At 59.5% G+C, this 15572-nt stretch carries 13 protein-coding genes; 6 read left to right on the top strand and 7 right to left on the bottom strand.

What is annotated here, in order from left to right; translation table 11 throughout:
* The first annotated feature begins 164 nt into the window (after positions 1 to 164).
* Positions 165 to 1205, top strand: a complete 1041-nt coding sequence (locus tag GO488_RS11840) for a Gfo/Idh/MocA family protein (protein WP_162318033.1) — start codon at positions 165 to 167, stop codon at positions 1203 to 1205.
* A gap of 175 nt (positions 1206 to 1380) precedes the next feature.
* On the opposite strand, the gene GO488_RS11835 is transcribed toward GO488_RS11840, so the two are convergent.
* Positions 1381 to 2700: a glycoside hydrolase family 99-like domain-containing protein gene (locus GO488_RS11835; RefSeq protein ID WP_162318032.1), complete on the bottom strand. Its 1320-nt coding sequence runs from the start codon at positions 2698 to 2700 to the stop codon at positions 1381 to 1383.
* Positions 2701 to 4627: 1927 nt separating this feature from the next.
* The gene (aglF, locus tag GO488_RS11830; RefSeq protein WP_162318031.1) at positions 4628 to 5386 is read right to left on the bottom strand and encodes a UTP--glucose-1-phosphate uridylyltransferase AglF; all 759 of its coding nucleotides are present in this window, start codon (positions 5384 to 5386) and stop codon (positions 4628 to 4630) included.
* A gap of 615 nt (positions 5387 to 6001) precedes the next feature.
* On the opposite strand from aglF, the gene GO488_RS11825 reads away from it, so the two are divergent.
* Positions 6002 to 6748, top strand: coding sequence for a DUF7847 domain-containing protein (locus GO488_RS11825; RefSeq protein WP_164509644.1), 747 nt, complete (start codon positions 6002 to 6004; stop codon positions 6746 to 6748).
* Positions 6749 to 6778: 30 nt separating this feature from the next.
* Here the strand turns inward: GO488_RS11825 and GO488_RS11820 are convergent, their stop codons facing one another.
* The 5 genes from GO488_RS11820 to GO488_RS11800 all read right to left on the bottom strand — a co-directional run bounded on the left by GO488_RS11820 (position 6779) and on the right by GO488_RS11800 (position 12396).
* Entirely contained in the window at positions 6779 to 7792 is a 1014-nt protein-coding gene (locus GO488_RS11820; protein ID WP_162318030.1) for a lysylphosphatidylglycerol synthase transmembrane domain-containing protein, read from the bottom strand.
* Positions 7793 to 8005: 213 nt separating this feature from the next.
* Positions 8006 to 9184 carry an inorganic phosphate transporter gene (locus tag GO488_RS11815; protein WP_162318029.1) on the bottom strand — a complete coding sequence of 393 codons (1179 nt, stop codon included), beginning with the start codon at positions 9182 to 9184 and terminating at the stop codon, positions 8006 to 8008.
* On the bottom strand, positions 9181 to 9894 hold the full coding sequence (locus tag GO488_RS11810) for a hypothetical protein (RefSeq protein WP_162318028.1): 714 nt from the start codon (positions 9892 to 9894) through the stop codon (positions 9181 to 9183). The genes GO488_RS11815 and GO488_RS11810 overlap by 4 nt, the downstream gene beginning before the upstream one ends.
* A 539-nt stretch (positions 9895 to 10433) precedes the next feature.
* A complete protein-coding gene (locus tag GO488_RS11805) occupies positions 10434 to 10874 on the bottom strand; it encodes a DUF8147 domain-containing protein (RefSeq protein WP_162318027.1) in 441 nt (146 codons plus the stop codon).
* A gap of 520 nt (positions 10875 to 11394) precedes the next feature.
* Positions 11395 to 12396 (bottom strand): zinc-binding dehydrogenase, encoded by a 1002-nt coding sequence (locus GO488_RS11800; protein ID WP_162318638.1) that lies wholly within the window; start codon positions 12394 to 12396, stop codon positions 11395 to 11397.
* Between the two features lie 200 nt (positions 12397 to 12596).
* On the opposite strand from GO488_RS11800, the gene GO488_RS11795 reads away from it, so the two are divergent.
* The 4 genes from GO488_RS11795 to GO488_RS11780 all read left to right on the top strand — a co-directional run bounded on the left by GO488_RS11795 (position 12597) and on the right by GO488_RS11780 (position 15525).
* Positions 12597 to 13208, top strand: coding sequence for a DUF7504 family protein (locus GO488_RS11795; protein WP_422111219.1), 612 nt, complete (start codon positions 12597 to 12599; stop codon positions 13206 to 13208).
* 100 nt (positions 13209 to 13308) lie between these two features.
* A complete protein-coding gene (locus tag GO488_RS11790) occupies positions 13309 to 14136 on the top strand; it encodes a succinylglutamate desuccinylase/aspartoacylase family protein (protein ID WP_162318025.1) in 828 nt (275 codons plus the stop codon).
* Positions 14133 to 14426 (top strand): hypothetical protein, encoded by a 294-nt coding sequence (locus tag GO488_RS11785; RefSeq protein ID WP_162318024.1) that lies wholly within the window; start codon positions 14133 to 14135, stop codon positions 14424 to 14426. The genes GO488_RS11790 and GO488_RS11785 overlap by 4 nt, the downstream gene beginning before the upstream one ends.
* A gap of 160 nt (positions 14427 to 14586) precedes the next feature.
* Positions 14587 to 15525, top strand: coding sequence for a DUF5995 family protein (locus tag GO488_RS11780; RefSeq protein ID WP_162318023.1), 939 nt, complete (start codon positions 14587 to 14589; stop codon positions 15523 to 15525).
* Positions 15526 to 15572 lie beyond the last annotated feature (47 nt).

The following is a 15572-nucleotide window of genomic DNA, read 5'->3' as shown; positions in this document are numbered from 1 at the left end:
CCAGTCCAGCTGGCTGTTAGGGCTCTCTGTTTGAACATGGCTGAGGCAGCAGAACAAGTATCGTCCCGATCTACTTGAAATCAGCTAAGGGAATCTCTGTAGTCTATAAGTCGAGGGTTTGGTAAGTCACGTCTTCTAATATGCCATTCAGGCTTAGATTGCGTATGACGATTCGGGCAGGTATTGTGGGCGCTGGAGATATCGCCCTCGACCGTCATCTCCCCACGTATAGAGATACGAGCGGCGTAACGGTGAGTGGAGTATATGATCGAAACCCAGACACACTCGGCATGGCTGTAGAAACGCACGGTGTCACACCCGTGCATTCGCTTACGGACTTACATTCGATATCCGACCTAATCGTAATCTGTACGCCGCCGTGGGCACATCACGATATCGCTGTAGATGCTCTCTCTGCCGGATGTGACGTACTCACAGAGAAGCCGCTTGCAGTTACGGTAGACCAAGCCGATAACATGATTGCTACCGCGAACGATACGGGACAGTCCCTCTCAGTTGTTAACAATTTCTTATACCTCGATTCAGTACAGCGCGCGAAACGGCTGATTCGGGCTGGAGCCTACGGTTCTGTGATGAAGATGCACGCGCTCCAGTTTCGGCAGTTCGACCACGATTCACACAGTCCGGACTGGTTCGAAAAACTCCCCGGTGGGATGTTTTGGGACGAAAGTCCACATATGATGTATTTGCTGCGGGAATTTCTTGGCGATCTTTCGGTCGAGTCTGTTCGCACCGAACCGCGGGATGGGCCAAAACAAGAGCACAATATCTATGCGAGATTCACCGGGCAAGCCGACACAGCGGGGAAACTCGTCATGGATTTCGACTCGCCAATCACAGAGTGGTGGCTGTTGCTTTTCTGCGAGGAGGGGCTCCTCTGTGTCGACCTATTCCGAGATGTCCTCGTTCAGTTGACGAAAGAAGCAGATCACTCAGCATCCCGCGTCCTTTCGGTCCTCCTTAATACCGTCTGGCAACTGACCGCAGGAACAGTAGTATCAGGGACAAACCGTGTCCGAGAACGAGTTCTTCACGGGTACCGTGTCCCCGATGCTGGACTTTCTCGGCAAGTTGCCTCCGTCATCGACGCTCTCGAAGCGAATCAGCAACCGCCAGCGTCCCCCATCGATGGACGTTCTGACCTCGAAATTATGGCGAATATTGTCTCTGCCGGCGACTTGTGAACGCTGATGCTCAAGAGTCTCTAGAACTTGAGCCGTAAGGTCAGTTTGCAACCACTGTTCGCCGCTGCTACCGTCGACTTTGGCCTCCTTTTCCTCTCCCGAGGGTGAGCTTCCGTATTATAGTGTGAAGCAGGCGCAGAATCCACGAGTGAAGTTGTAGGTGCACATCACGGTGTTAGTCACTTTCGAGCGAACAGGAGTAGGAGCGATAGTCATTAAGCGTGAGGCGGTCCGTCTGCTTCCCGTTGAATTCGATTATTGCGTCGATATTGTCTCTCCCCGGCGCGATTTTCCCAGACAAGACCAGTTCGGCAGCGACATCTGCGATCGCCTTTGGAATGTAGAAACGCGTCTGTGACATCGGCCCACCGAACCAGCGCCATGTCGTCGAATTCCGCCATTCGGGATAATAGACGCCTTCCACAAAGGCTGGTTCATATCGAACCTTACCAACGTCGAAGGGGGCAAGCGATAATTCGTCCTCGTCGATAAGCTGTAATCGGAAACATCGAAACGCCAGTTCTCGGTCATTCTTGCCATCGGGCACGATCTCTGATTCTGAGACGGTACTGGAGAATTTGATGGTAATTGGCACGAATTGCTTCGGATCGAAGGACGGTTGGGTGACTGCAAGTGTCTCGGGAACTACCTTCAAATAGTCATCCAGGTAGCCGTCCGTCGGTTCAATTTGGGTCGCCTCTGGCCATTCGTTAAATGATGTGACCATCACGGCATCAAGCGATGAGTCGGAGTATTCCCCAGCGATAGACGAGAGTTCCTCGAACCGGCCGACAGAGCGTTCGATCACGGGATTCTCAACCTCCGGGCGGACACTCCGGTCATCGAACCCAGGCATCGATAAGGGAATCAGCGGCACATCGGTCTCAGACGCGATGAGACTCCATCTGCGATAGTATTCCTCGACGTATTCGCTAAACCACCGGTCCATCTTTTTCGGCGCTAGATTTCCCGGCGGATTCGAGGTATACATCGTGTACGGAGAGATCGCGTCGTACGGAATATCGCCCGACTCGACGGGAGTTTGCCACCCAACGATATCACCAATAAAGAAAATCTCGATTCCCACTGCGTCCTCAACTGCTTCAAGCGCTGCTGCGACGTCGCCTGAGAGAGTGCCTGCACCATATAGAAAGAGGACGGGGCGGCCATCGAGAAGTAGATACTGCTCGTGGTCGAAGTACGTCTCCGAGAGGTATCTGACGTCGTTTATCAGCTTTTGCCTATTCTCGTCCGAATCTAAGTTACCACCGTCAAGTAGGCTCTTCGTCTCGTACAAGATCGAGAACGAAATCGAATCGATGAACCGCGAACTGATAATATGGTCTCGCAGTATCGTATCGGAGTAACTGTCTTTTCCCCACCAACTCGCTGAGAGCCAGTTGATTCCATACAGAGCTAGCCACTGAATGTGTTGTGAGATAACCGCTGATTCATCGGAACTGTACGTCCCCAATAGTGGCGTGGAATCAGACACATCCCAACCGATGGTGTCCTCCCCATACCATGGATAATAGTGTGTCCCGACTAAGCGGTCTGTCTCCTCTGGTGGCGGCGAATCAATGACGTGACGCGTCTGAACTGTCGTCTTTTGGGTCGACCCGTCAGAGCTCACTGCCACGATAATCAGTTGATACGTGTCCCCCCCAGAGACTGGAATCGAAATTCGAAATCGCGGAAAATCAGATTTAGTTACAACTCTCTGACTGCTTTCATCTAGCAGGATTCTGATCTCGCTGAGTTCAGCGGGTTTTGTGACTCGGCCCGAGACCACTGCTTCCTTCGACTCAATTGTTCTTCCCGGCCAGACACCAGCCGAAAATTCAACGCCATCTAGCGACGTCTCGGGTGCCGACTGCTGCCGACGCTGTGCTGAAAACAGCGCTGCAATAAGTGCTAGCGAATGTCGACGAGATATCATCATGACGTTCTTATAGGAGACAATTCTACATATACTCCCGTGGAATTTCTTGGTAAATAACAGATGACGATGCAGCTATGTCTGGCTCATTTAGATACACGGATGTGAGCAACCGATAATAGACTTGAATAGTACTATATTGGATTACGGATAATTACTCGGTGTCATCACGGCTTTAAATCTCTCACCACTAGACGGTAGTATTCCGGTCTGTGAACCCTTCTTTAGCGTTTATCCAGCTTCCAGATGGGCTCGGTATGAAGAGTAGCCATTCGTCACATATGAAGTGGGGAATGAAGTCTACCGGTGAGCGATTGCCGATCAGTCACGGTAGCCCTTCTCAATCTGATGTTTGTTTCACCTGCTGTGTCTGCGTGATCGGTTCGGTGCCACAGCTCACACAGACATAGCGCCCTTCGGTGGTTTCAGTCACCGGCGCATTGCAGCTAATACACTTCAGTTTCGCTCCTCTCGCAGTTCGTGGATATCTGCCCATTACACGACTGGTGTCAGAGAGATGCAATATATTTTGTGTTTAGAGGGTACAAAGCGAAACCCTGAACTTAATAGTGGGATGAATCCAGCGATTGCTAATCAAACTACGCTGCGATAGCAAGGTTACTCTCTAACATTTAATCTCTAGCGTGAGTACATCGGGATCGTCTACCTAGTTCGGACTCCTCAACTGACTGTTCGTTCTCGGCAATTGATGAGCCCGGTGGCCGTAACAGTCCTCCTCAGAGACCAGAAGCGATCAGCATAGACCGTTTATGTCATTATTTTCAGCGTCTCATGACCATCCACCACTAACTGAGGCTCTATTCAGCTCTTCATATTTATCTACCTCCTATTTGGAAATATATAGGCCATACTCTTCTCGAACTGGACTAGATGGGAGGATTTTGGAAATAATATCCTTTCTTGTGCCGATATTAAGATATTAATAACTATACGCCCAATATCGAGCTGGATTACTCATTTAAGAAATCATAGCTCGTCAGAGCGCGTCAAGAAATTCGGCCAGGACTCGATTGAAACGACCGGGTTCCTCAACGGTAGTATAGTGGCCGCTCTATTCGAAGAATTCGAACCGTGCGTCTGGAATGAGCTCCGCCGCGTATTTCACGTTCTCAACACCCCGCCATTTCTCTCCGGCTCTCACACAAACGAGAATAGGAAACCTTGATTTGGGGAAAGCACATCGCGATAATCTCGCATCATTCCGAGGAGCGTTAAACTCGGTATGGGTGGTGGTGTCCAGATTTCTTCGTCAAGCATCACGTTCCGAAGTTCTCTCGACGGCACGTCTTTCACCAGTGCTTCTATCGACTCTCCAGTCAGCTCTCGTGGATTCGATTGTATCGCCTCAAGTACCTCTCGCATCCCTGCTATCGTCTACGTCCGAATACGTAGTGCAATTGTCTGAAGCTTCTCACTGAACCCAATCAACTGCGGTTCGAAAGTTAATTAACCGTAAAATCAGCTATTCGCTCTCGGAAGCGATAGCGTCGGCGGCCAGTTCGGGGTCGACCTCGCCCTGCAGGCGTTTCTCGGCCTCGTCGCGGTCCTCCGGATAGCCGATGTCGTTGCGCCAGCCGTCCATGCGGATGGCGTCGATTGTTCGACCCGAGTGAAGCAGGAGGTCGACGGCGTCGCTGATCTCGTACTCGCCGCGGTCGGAGGGCTGGACGAGGTGACAGGCGTGGAAGATCGCCGGCGTGAACGTATAGAAGCCGGTCATCACCAGATTAGATGGCGGGTCGTCGGGTTTCTCGACGACCTCCGTGATTTCGCCGTACTTGTTGGTGTCACAGACGCCGTAGCGACTCGCCTCGTCCCACGGCACTTCCTCGACGAGGAACGCGGCGTCGGCCCGGTCCTCCTGCTGACGGTTGACGACGTCGCTGAGATTCGCGCTGAAGATGTTGTCCCCGAGCATCAGCATGAAGTCGTCGTCGATGTGGCCCTCGACGGTCAGGAGGGCGTGGGCCAGCCCCTTTTGCTCGCGCTGGTGGGCGTAGGTGATTGGGACGCCGTCGAAGGTATCCTCGTAGTGGTTGATGATCGCCTGCTTCTTGTAGCCGACGACGACGAGCAGTTCGTCGGCCCCCAGTTCGATCAACTGCTCGAAACAATGCGTCAGGATAGGTTTCCCGGCGACTTCGACCATTCCCTTCGGTTTGTCCTCGGTGAGTGGGCGGAGGCGGGTACCCTCACCGGCGGCGAGCACGACAGCTTTCATGCTCCTATTCTCGACAGTCAGATAGTAAAAAACGCTTGCTTCCTGTCGAAATCGTGACAGCGATGGCCGAACCACACTGCTATTGTGCCCTACCGTCGTCGCTGCTTCCAGAGTTGCCCCGATGATATGAACGCGGTATCGTGTGCGTACTCAGACAACGGATATCGCCGACGCCTCGACTTTCCTCTCGAACGATACCGTAGTCCGCTGGTGTCTCGCGTCGAGCCGCGATCTCGAATGAACCCGAAACCGCCGGAGCCAAACTGGTCATGACACTAAACGGCGGTCTCTGTTCGCTCGTTCAGCACCTCCCTGAAACCGAGCTTTCAGCGCGTCTCCCAGTCACTCCCCCCTAATCGATCGGGGCACGAGCCGTTTCTAGTGGGATTCCGCTCTCGCTTCACTACTCTTTGCGGGTTCTACAGCGAGTATGACCGATAAATAGCAGACGTACCCCCGACCGGACGGCTTTCGACCGGATAGAGCCATCGAGACAGTATCCGGTAAGGGGTATTTCGACTACAACTCAGATCGAGGTGGTTTAAATATATCGCCGAGTTGCTGACCCCGCAGTTCGCCGGGGCACTTAGGTCACGAACGCGGTTCCGTTCCGGTGTGTCCCTGCAAATAGGTTCCTCGCTCACTGGTGGATTCGATCGAGTCGCGAATCGAAACGGGGTGGTTCTCACCCTCGCGTATGTAGTTCTCGGAATCATCTGGCAGGTGGCGTTCTACAGCGCGTTCCTCACGTTGCTGCAGCGTTCGGGTGACTTGCCCGCGGATGCGACGCAGGCGCTTCCCGCCCTCGACCTCCCGCTTGCAGCCTCTGCGAGCGTGTCGGTCATCTCGCTATTACTCCTCCAGGTGATGTCGATCGTGGCTATCCGGACGTTCGTGGGCGGCCATTCGAGTTCTATCCCGAGTGAATACTACACCCGGAACATAGTCTTAGCGCTCGTGAACACGATTCTCGGTGGTTTCGTATACAGCCTTCTCGTGTTCGTGGGCACTCTTCTGTTCGTCATCCCGGGAATCATCGCGTACGTCGCCTTCCTGTTCATGATGTACTACGTCGCCGTCAAGGACGACAATTTCGTCGCTGCCCTCCGCAACAGCTGGACCCTCACTCGCGGGAACTGGATTCCGCTGGTCGTCATCCTTTTCGTCATCTTCGTCGTGCTCGCTATCGTCCCCGGTATCCTGTCGGTCCTCGCCTCGGCGGTCGTGAGTGCGGTCGCCGGCCCGGCGATCGGCACGCTGACGGCCGGTGTCGTCACGCTCCCGTTCTCGCTGATCGTCCTCGGGATCCTCAGCGAAGCGTTCGTGCAACTTCGAGAAAGCGAAGAGACAGCGAACGTGTAGGACAGCGAACGAGTATCTGCGTCGGTAGTGTCACGCGCGATAGATCTCGTAAAAGGCGGCGACTCCGCTGATCGCGATGACGAACCAGTAGCTCGCGACCCGGTAGAGCAGCGCCACCGCCGCCGCCGTCGACGGTTTCATCGGGACCAGCGCGACCATCAGGGCCGCGAGGACGACCACGATGCCGCCGACGCCGCCCGGCGTCGGAGCGATGCCCGCGAGCGAACTCACCGGGACGAGAAAGAGCACGAGGAGCGGGTCGATGTGGACGCCGACCGCCTGTCCGGCGAGGTACAGCGGCAGCGCGAAGAAGAGCCAGCCGACGAACGAGTACAGGAGCGTGGAGACGAGCACGCCCCGGTGGCTGGCGATCCGATCGATCCGCGCGTAGAACTCGTCGAGCCGCTGTCGGATCGAGTCGACGTCGACCCTGTCGACCCACGATGCGACCGGAGAGAGTACCGTCGTGAGGACGGACTCGAAGGCGTCCCGGTACTGGTAGGTCCCGTAGACGCTGAGAGGGACGGCGACGGCGACGACCGAGAGCCCGCCGACGAGCGGTTTGGCGGCCGACGGCACGCTCCCGAAGAGGGCCAGCGCGGCCAACCCGACGCCGGAGAAGACGAAGAACGGCACGAGATTGAGCAGGTCTGCCGTGACGATGCCCGCCAGGCTCTCCTCGTAGGAGATCCGCTCGTCCTGCGAGAGCATATACGCGATGAAGGGGTTGCCGCCGACCTTGCCGAACGGCGTCACGTAGTCGGCGAACGTGGCGGCGAAGTACGTGACGATCAGCGCTCGGTAGGGGATGGCGACGTCGAGGACATCGAGCACCTCGTCCCAGGCTTTGGCCCAGACGACGAGGCAGGCCGTCGACGAGAGGCAGCCGAGCGCCACCCACCAGTAGTCCGCCGTGGCGAGCGTCGAGAGGATCCGGTCCCAGCCGACGACCCATCCGGCGAGGTAGACGAGCATGACCGCGGCGAGGAACCCGACGCCGATCTTCGCCAGCGTTCGCCTGTCAAACCCGGATGAGTCTGGCATCGCGCTCCGTAGGGCTGGGAAGGTGAAAAGCCGCCGGGTGGCATCTCAAGCACCAGCCGTACAAAAACACTCAATAGTTGTTCGAAATCCGCGATACCTGTTCGGGAGCACGCTCGGCTATCTCTCTCGCGTTCACATCCCGACTGTGGAACTCCGCTGCCGCGGACCACGAGTGGTGTATCTGACTCTCCACGACGATGGGGTCGACTGCCCTCAGAACCCGAATACCGGGACGAATCGAAACGTGAGATAGGCACCGGCCGTCGCGATGGCCGGGACGACATTCTGCATCAGGACGACCCGGGCGGTCGTCACAGGGTTGAACAGCGCCCCCGGACTGGGAATGTCTTCGGCGTCCTCCGTCCCGATGGGGGGCAGCTCCTCGCCTTCCTCGTCAGCCGCCAGCGCGTTGACCGTGACCGGTGGCCCCCCGTCACCGGCGACGACCTCAGGGGCGGTCATCGGTCGGGTCGCCCGGCCCCAGCCCAGCCCGACAATGGACATCGTCGCGATGATGACGAAGCTCGCGGGGATACCGAGCGCCGAGAGGAAGACGACCAGCGTCGAGGAGACCGACGCGACGACAATGGCCGCAGTCAAGGGAAGCTCAGTGATGTCGCTGCCCATCGTTTCCAGCGTCCGTCGAGCGATGGTGAACGCGCCGATGGTAACGGCGATCCCACCAAAGAGGATGGCCGGGTTCATTTCCAGTTCGCCGCTGCCGACCAGCGGTGCGACGGCGTTCGCGATGTTCGAGGTGCCCGAGGCGAAGGCCATCAGACAGCCAATCGCGACGACGGTAATCGTCCCGACCAGCTCCCGGCGGTTTGTCGTCCGGTGGGCCCGCAGGATGGGAACGAGGCCGGACCGGTCGATGTCGAGCAGCGGCCCCGTACTGCGCTCCATCGCGACCAGCTCGTTCAGTCGCGCGTAGAAGTATCGGCCGATAATCAGCGAGACCCAGAAGCCGATGATGGGCGAGACGACCCACCAGATGACGATCTGCCCCATCACGGCGAAATCCAGTACGCCACCGGCCAGTCCGAGGCCGGCGATGGCCCCCACGGCAGTCATCGAGGTCGAGGCCGGCACGCCGAAGACGTTCCCGACCAACAGTGCAACCCCGATGAAAAACAGCACCGCGATGGACGATTCGAGCGTGAAGATCCCGGTGTCGACGACCAGCTCACTGCCGAGTTTCGTCACGACGTTCCGGCCGAGCGTCCAGGCACCGATGAAGAAGAACACGCCCATCAGCGCCGCGGCGACGGGTTTCGAGATAGCGTCGGCACCGACGGCCGGCCCGAATGCCGGTCCGGTGGTCGACCCACCGATGTTGTAGGCGACGAACATCGCGACGAGGACGCCAGCGATGAGGAGGAGGCTGCTCATCGAGCCTCGTCCTCTGCGTCCTCGGTACCCTCGTCCGCTTCGTCGGCTGCGTCTTCGGCCGCTATCTGTTCTTCGAGAGTCTTCTCGACTGTTTCTCCGACTTTCTCTTCGACCGTCTTCTCGACCGTCTCCTCTACCGTCTCTTCGACTGTCTCTCCGACCGTCTCCTCTACCGTCTCATCGACCGTCTTTTCGACGGTCTCGCCGACTTTTTCCTCGACTGTCTTCTCGACCGTCTCTTCTACCGTCTCGCCGACCGTTTCGTCAACCGTCTTCTCGACGGTTTCTCCAACTTTCTCTTCGACGGTATCGTCGACTGTCTTTTCGACGGTTTCACCGACCGTCTTCTCCACCGTCTCGCCGACCGTCTCCTCGACGGTCTCGCTAACGGTTTCGTCGACAGTCTTCTCCACGGTCTCACTAACGGTTTCGTCGACAGTCTTCTCGACAGTCTCGCCAACCTTCTCTTCGACTGTCTCGCCGACCGTCTCGTCGACTGTCTCCTCGACGGTCTCCTTGACCGCTGTCGTCATCCAGTTCGGGTCGAATCGAGCCATCTTCCAGACGACGTGGAGGACGTAGGAGAGTAACACCCCGAACCCGAATGCCAGTCCGATGGCGTTTCCGGCAACGACGATCAGACCGACCGAGACTGCGATCAGCAGTCCGTAGGTCAGGTCGACGATGGAGTCGACGCGGCTCGGGTTCACGACCCACCAGAGCCGACAGTTATCTCCCTGGGGAAAACGAGTCGAGACTCAATAGCTGTGAAAAAACACATAGTAATTCTACACCCTGCACACGCAAGTAGCTTGGCAAATACACTTTCACTAGTGGGGTGCGGTACTTCGATGAGCGAAAACAGATTATTCGAGATCGGCGCGACCAGTTTTGTAACACTCCCAGCACGGAAACGCTGGACGACAGTCGTCACACTCCTCGGCCGTCTCGTCTACTGCCGCGCTTTCTGGATCCGAGTATCTCGTCTCATCGCCCGATATCTCACTGCCTGCTCCCGGTTGGGGCTGTCCCCCGTCGCTTGCGATAGGTGGCTCGGAGCAGCGTCGCGAGTGACGCTGCGCGGTACGACCGGGGAATAGGTGATCGGGATGCACTCATCTCAGCTCCTGCTCCGCTCGGCATCGTGGTATTCGATACTCCTCTGCGTACTCGGTGATAGGGCGCTGCATTTGACAAAGACGGCCATATATCGAACTCTCCTGTCGAGAAATTATACGCATTCAGGCGATTACTGCACCGCCGAGCCCGGCGGCTGCCGGTCGACGGGACTCCAGCGAAAGGCGAGATAACCCGCCACGGCCGCCGAGATGAGGGCGACGGGGAATCCGGCGAACACTATCGCCGCCGCGAGCCCGACGGCCTGCGTCCAGATGACGGCCATCGCGAGACCGCCGCCGACGGCGAAGCCGACGGTCGCCCCGACGAGGGTTCGGAGCCGACGCCGTGTCCGTGCTGACGCGCGTCCGGCCGCTCGGCGTTCTGTTCGGGCAGTCAGCCAGAGGTATGTGAGCGGAAGCGCGACTATTCCGGCGACGAGACCGGCCGGTAGTCCCAGCATTGCGGAAGGCCAAACGTACGGCGCGAGGATTTCCGTCACGCTGACGCCGACGACAGCGAAGGCGAGTATCCCCGCAAGCAGACTCACGATCAATTTGGGGAATGTATTCATGCACGTTCTTCGTCGCCCGAAGAGATAACACCCCATGTCGATTCTCGTTTTTCGGGAACCACAGCGTCGAGGGCGTGTCGCTACTCTCCGTTAGCCGATATATCGACAGCGTTGCGGTCGATACCGTTGTCGGTATCCGCTATCGGAATTACAGCAAGCTGCCGAACACGCGCGATCCGAATCGATTGCGCACGATTCAACGAGCGATTGGCTCCTCATTCTTCGCGAAAAAAGCCATTACCGGGTCGAAGCGTCTTGAAGAACCGACTGGTCAGCCGGCCGGGAGCAGTCACGAGTTGGTAGCTGGTCGAAAGAGCGAACAGCGCGAGACTGAGCGTCGCGACACGAGTGGCTCACTAGCAGCAGTTTTCTCGTCTTCCGAGAGGAGCCTTCGGAGACACTGCCTCTGTGGTCTCTCTGGCAGGAACTGACCAACGGAATTGGTGCTGATGTACACTAGTGATCAGAGAGCGATACGGAGACAGATCTCGCGGTCTAACCGCGCGTTTCGTCGTCGGCCTCACTCCTCGCGGACCAGCGAGATCTTGCCGCGGTGCTCGCCGGACTCCGCGTACTGATGGGCGTCGGCGACGCCCGATGCCGTGAGCGGGAACCGCTCGTCGTTGAGGACGGGTTCGAGACCGCCCTCGGCGATCACGTCGTTGACGTGTCGGAGGCGCTCACCGACGCGCTCGCGGCGCTGTTGCTGGAGGACGGGGAGGATCGCGAGGACCACGCCGAGCGACAGCGCGTTCTGGTGCATCGCGCCGAGGTTCTGGGTGGAACTCGACTCGGTGGTGACGACGCGCTGGTAGGGCGCGACCGCCTCGAAGGCAGTCTGGAGGTGGTCGTCGCCCACGGGGTCGAACACCACGTCGAATCCCTCTCCGTCGGTGTACTCGTCGACGTACTCCTCGACGTCGGTGGCGGTGTAGTCGATGGTCGCTGTCGCGCCCAAGTCGGCTGCGAGGTCGCGCTTGCCCGCTGTCGACCCCGTCGCGTACACCTCCGCGCCGAGCCAATCCGCGAGCTGAACGCCCACGTGGCCGACGCCGCCGGCCCCGCCGTAGACCAGCGTCGAGTCGTCCTCGCCCGCGTCGGCCTTATCGACGAGCATCTCCCACGCCGTGAGCGCGACGACCGGCAGCGTGGCGGCCTCGGCGAGCGAGAGCGAATCGGGCGCAGGCGCGAGTAAGTCGGCATGTGCGGACACGTACTCCGCGTAGGCTCCCTGTGCGCCGGTGACGCCTCCGATCATCCCGTACACCTCGTCGCCGGCGTCGAAGGCGCTCACGTCGTCGCCGACGGTCTCGACGACGCCCGCGACGTCACAGCCGAGGATCGCGGGGAAGTCGGGCGCGAACGGCGGCAAGTCGCCCCGACGAATCTTGTACTCGACGGGGTTGACGCTCGACGCCTCGACCCGGACCAGCACTTCCTCGGGGCCGGGCTCGGGACGCGAGACGTCGCTGTCTCGAAATACGTCGGGGTCGCCGAACTCTTCGATGGTGACCGCGTGCATAGAAGTATCGGACACGCCGAGACGTACCGACTTGCGCCGAAAAAGGCCGTTGCCCGCGGGTACGTTCGCCGAAACTTCGGCGAGTGGCGTGACGTCGCGGTTCGGAGGATCTAGCGAGTCACCGAACGAGCGCTTCGAGGGCATAGCTGGCGTATAAATAAGTAACTGACAAACGTTCTAGACTCGTACGCATCACTCAAATGGCCTCATTCAGCGACCAAGCGCTATCGTCCGTCCAGCCCGGGGATAGTATCCTCTGTCTCTCTCCCGTCTTCGATGCGGCCGGCTCCGAAGCCTGTGCGCAGTTACACGCTATCGAACCACCCGAGCAAGTGGCTACGCTCCTGATCACGTATACACAGTCACCGCGTAGGCAATTGGCGCTCTACGAGACGCACCTCGATCGCCTCCCGTCAGCGATCGAGATTCTCCACGTCGGTGCCGATAGACGGCCGAACACTGCCCCGTTCAACAATACGGCCGCCCATGAGAGTCCCACCGACGTCGCAATCAGACGGGTTCTCTCCTCGAGTGACCTCACCAGCCTCGGGACGCTCATCACGAACCAACTCGACGACTGGCAGACGACGCTCCAGGACCGGCAGATCGTCGTGTGTTTCCAGTCGGTGACGGTCTTTCTCCAGTACAATAGCCTGCGGGAAACCGAGCGGTTCCTGACGGAAGTGATCAAGCGGTGTGCCGATACCGATGCCGTAGCGCACTTTCACATGGACCCGAAGGCCCACGACGAACAGACGATCGACGCGCTTCGCCGGCTCTTCGACGTGGTCCTGGAGTGCGGTGAGACGTAGCGAGAAACTGTGATAGCGTTCCGTAACCCGGTACCGACGAGAGACGGCGAACGCGCTTAGCCCCCCGATAAGTTTCCACCCGCGGAATTTAGCGCCCACAATGAGACGACGGACGTTCCTCGCGAACTCGGCGGCCCTCGGCGGGTCGACGCTTCTCGGGACCGCCGGGGCGACGGCCACGACGGCGACGACACAGGCGAGTGGGGGGACGCGCACGACGGAGACGCTCCTCGCGGGGACGAAGTACGCAACAGACGTGATCACTATCGATGCACCGAACGATGGCCCCACGGCCGTCGTCGTCGGCGGGATGCACGGCGACGAGCCGAGCGGGTATCGGGCGGCGAGCGACGTCGCCTCGTGGGAGTTCGACGCCGGGAAACTGGTCGTTCTCCCGGAGGCGAACCGACCGGCCATCGAGCAGGAGACGCGACACAACGACGACGGTGACCTGAATCGGAAGTTCCCCACGGGTCAAGCGGCCGAAACGAAACTCGCGCGGGCTATCTGGCGACTGGTCGAGAATGCCGACCCCGACGTCGTCCTCGATCTACACTCCTCGAAGGGCGTGTATCGAACCCACGAGTCGGCCGTCGGGCAGGCGGTCTTCCCGACGGTCGTCGACCCGGCACCGACGTACGCGCAGGTGGCCATCGAGACCGCGAACGACACCGTCGTCCCGTGGTACATGCCGTACCACCGCTACGAGCGGGGGAACTTCCTCGACGGGTCATCGCCGCTTCTCGTCCACAAGGTCGCGGGCGACCTCGACCGTCCGGGGTACATCGTCGAGTCGACGAAGTTCGTCCTCGACCCGCCGACTGCGGCGCGGTGGACGTCGCTCGTCGCCGAGACGCTGTTGGCGAAACACGGTATCCCGCGGCGTGACGGGCGGGTCGAGATCACGGCGGGTGGCGGGAACAGATGAGCGACGCAACTGCGGACAGGGTCGACTTCCGGCGTCTCCGGACGGTCTTCGCCGGCCGCGTCGTCGTGGCCGTCTTCGCCTTTCTCACTATCCCGCTCGTCGTCGGCAGTCTAGACGGCCGACTACTGACGCCGTTGGCGTATCCGGGCTACCTCGTGATGATGATCGGCAGTTCCGTCGGGAGCTACCTGTTCCCGAACTACGCCCTCTGGCTGTTCTGGGCACCGTTCTTGCTGGGATGCTACGCCGTCGCCGTCGTCGCCGGTATCGGATACCGCACCGTTCGCTGACGGCCGCCCGCTGGACGGCTCGGACCGCTGGCACGCCGTCCTCGACGGTGGCGGTGTACTCCCAGCTCTCGGGGCGGCGTCGCCTCCAGTATCGGAAGGAGAGCAGATGGTAGGCGATTTCACGCGAAGTAGCTATTACCTGGTGAGTCGAAAGAGTATCATGAGCGTTTCCTGTACCGCTCGGCGGCCGTTCGGCGGACTCACGGAGCACACAGCCATCGCGCGGCTTCGGAGGCTGCTGGGCGCGATTCGCTACGACTACGCCCGGTGCGAATCACCCGGCACGCCTGACGACGAACTCGTCTCGGCTGTCGCGTCTCCGTACAGGTCGGTCGAGGACGCGTTCGAAGGCCTTCGCGACCTCGAAGCGCTCCTCGTCGCCCGCGGCGACCGGCGGTCGGTCTTTCTCACCGTCTACAGCCGCATGACCCGACGGATCCGAGCGGGGATCGACCGAGGCGACTTCGAGAACCCGACGTGGATGCGCGCCTATACGGTCGCGTTCGCGAACTACTATCGACGCGCCTTCCTGGCGTTCGAAACCGGCGATCTCGACGCCGTCCCCGGTCCCTGGCGTATCGCCTTCGGAACGGCGTACCGCGGTGACGCCCTCGTGATACAGGACGCCTTTCTCGGCATCAACGCGCACATCAACTACGACCTCGCGCTGACGCTCCGAGACGTCGGGATCGACCCGAACCGACCGACGAAGTACGCCGACCACTGCGCGGTCGACGGGATTCTCGCCCGTCTCGTCGACGCCCAGCAGTCGGCCCTGGCAGCGATGTACGCGCCGGGAATCGAAGACATCGACACCGGGTTCGGACGACTGGACGAGCGGCTCTCGCTGTTCGGTCTCACGGCGGGGCGTGCACACGCGTGGCGAGTCGCCGTCGTGCTGTCGACCACCGAGTGGTCGCCGCTGTGGCCGGTCGCACACTGGATACTGCGGACGACCGCTACCGGTTGGGCGGCGTTTCTTCGCGGCCCGGGAACCGACTCCGAACTCGTAGCGCGACTCGGACGATTCGAACGAGAGGGGATGGACGTCACCGGCTCGATCGAGACGCTACGGACGCGTCTCGATAGCGTCGATTGATATCGGCCGCGACCGACCGGCAGAGGGATTGTCCTCGTCTCTGACCG

The sequence above is a fragment of the Haloarcula limicola genome (genome assembly GCF_010119205.1).
GTDB classification, from domain to species: domain Archaea; phylum Halobacteriota; class Halobacteria; order Halobacteriales; family Haloarculaceae; genus Haloarcula; species Haloarcula limicola.
This window is presented reverse-complemented; position numbering and strand designations above follow the sequence as displayed.

Bases quoted from the DNA above. Each gene is read 5' to 3' on its own strand.
- GO488_RS11840 (WP_162318033.1), top strand. From the start codon at position 165: ATGACGATTCGGGCAGGTATTGTGGGCGCTGGAGATATCGCCCTCGAC.
- GO488_RS11795 (WP_422111219.1), top strand. From the start codon at position 12,597: ATGGCCTCATTCAGCGACCAAGCGCTATCGTCCGTCCAGCCCGGGGAT.
- GO488_RS11815 (WP_162318029.1), bottom strand. From the start codon at position 9,184: ATGAGCAGCCTCCTCCTCATCGCTGGCGTCCTCGTCGCGATGTTCGTC.
- GO488_RS11800 (WP_162318638.1), bottom strand. From the start codon at position 12,396: ATGCACGCGGTCACCATCGAAGAGTTCGGCGACCCCGACGTATTTCGA.
- GO488_RS11785 (WP_162318024.1), top strand. From the start codon at position 14,133: ATGAGCGACGCAACTGCGGACAGGGTCGACTTCCGGCGTCTCCGGACG.
- GO488_RS11805 (WP_162318027.1), bottom strand. From the start codon at position 10,874: ATGAATACATTCCCCAAATTGATCGTGAGTCTGCTTGCGGGGATACTC.
- GO488_RS11780 (WP_162318023.1), top strand. From the start codon at position 14,587: ATGAGCGTTTCCTGTACCGCTCGGCGGCCGTTCGGCGGACTCACGGAG.
- aglF (WP_162318031.1), bottom strand. From the start codon at position 5,386: ATGAAAGCTGTCGTGCTCGCCGCCGGTGAGGGTACCCGCCTCCGCCCA.
- GO488_RS11820 (WP_162318030.1), bottom strand. From the start codon at position 7,792: ATGCCAGACTCATCCGGGTTTGACAGGCGAACGCTGGCGAAGATCGGC.
- GO488_RS11790 (WP_162318025.1), top strand. From the start codon at position 13,309: ATGAGACGACGGACGTTCCTCGCGAACTCGGCGGCCCTCGGCGGGTCG.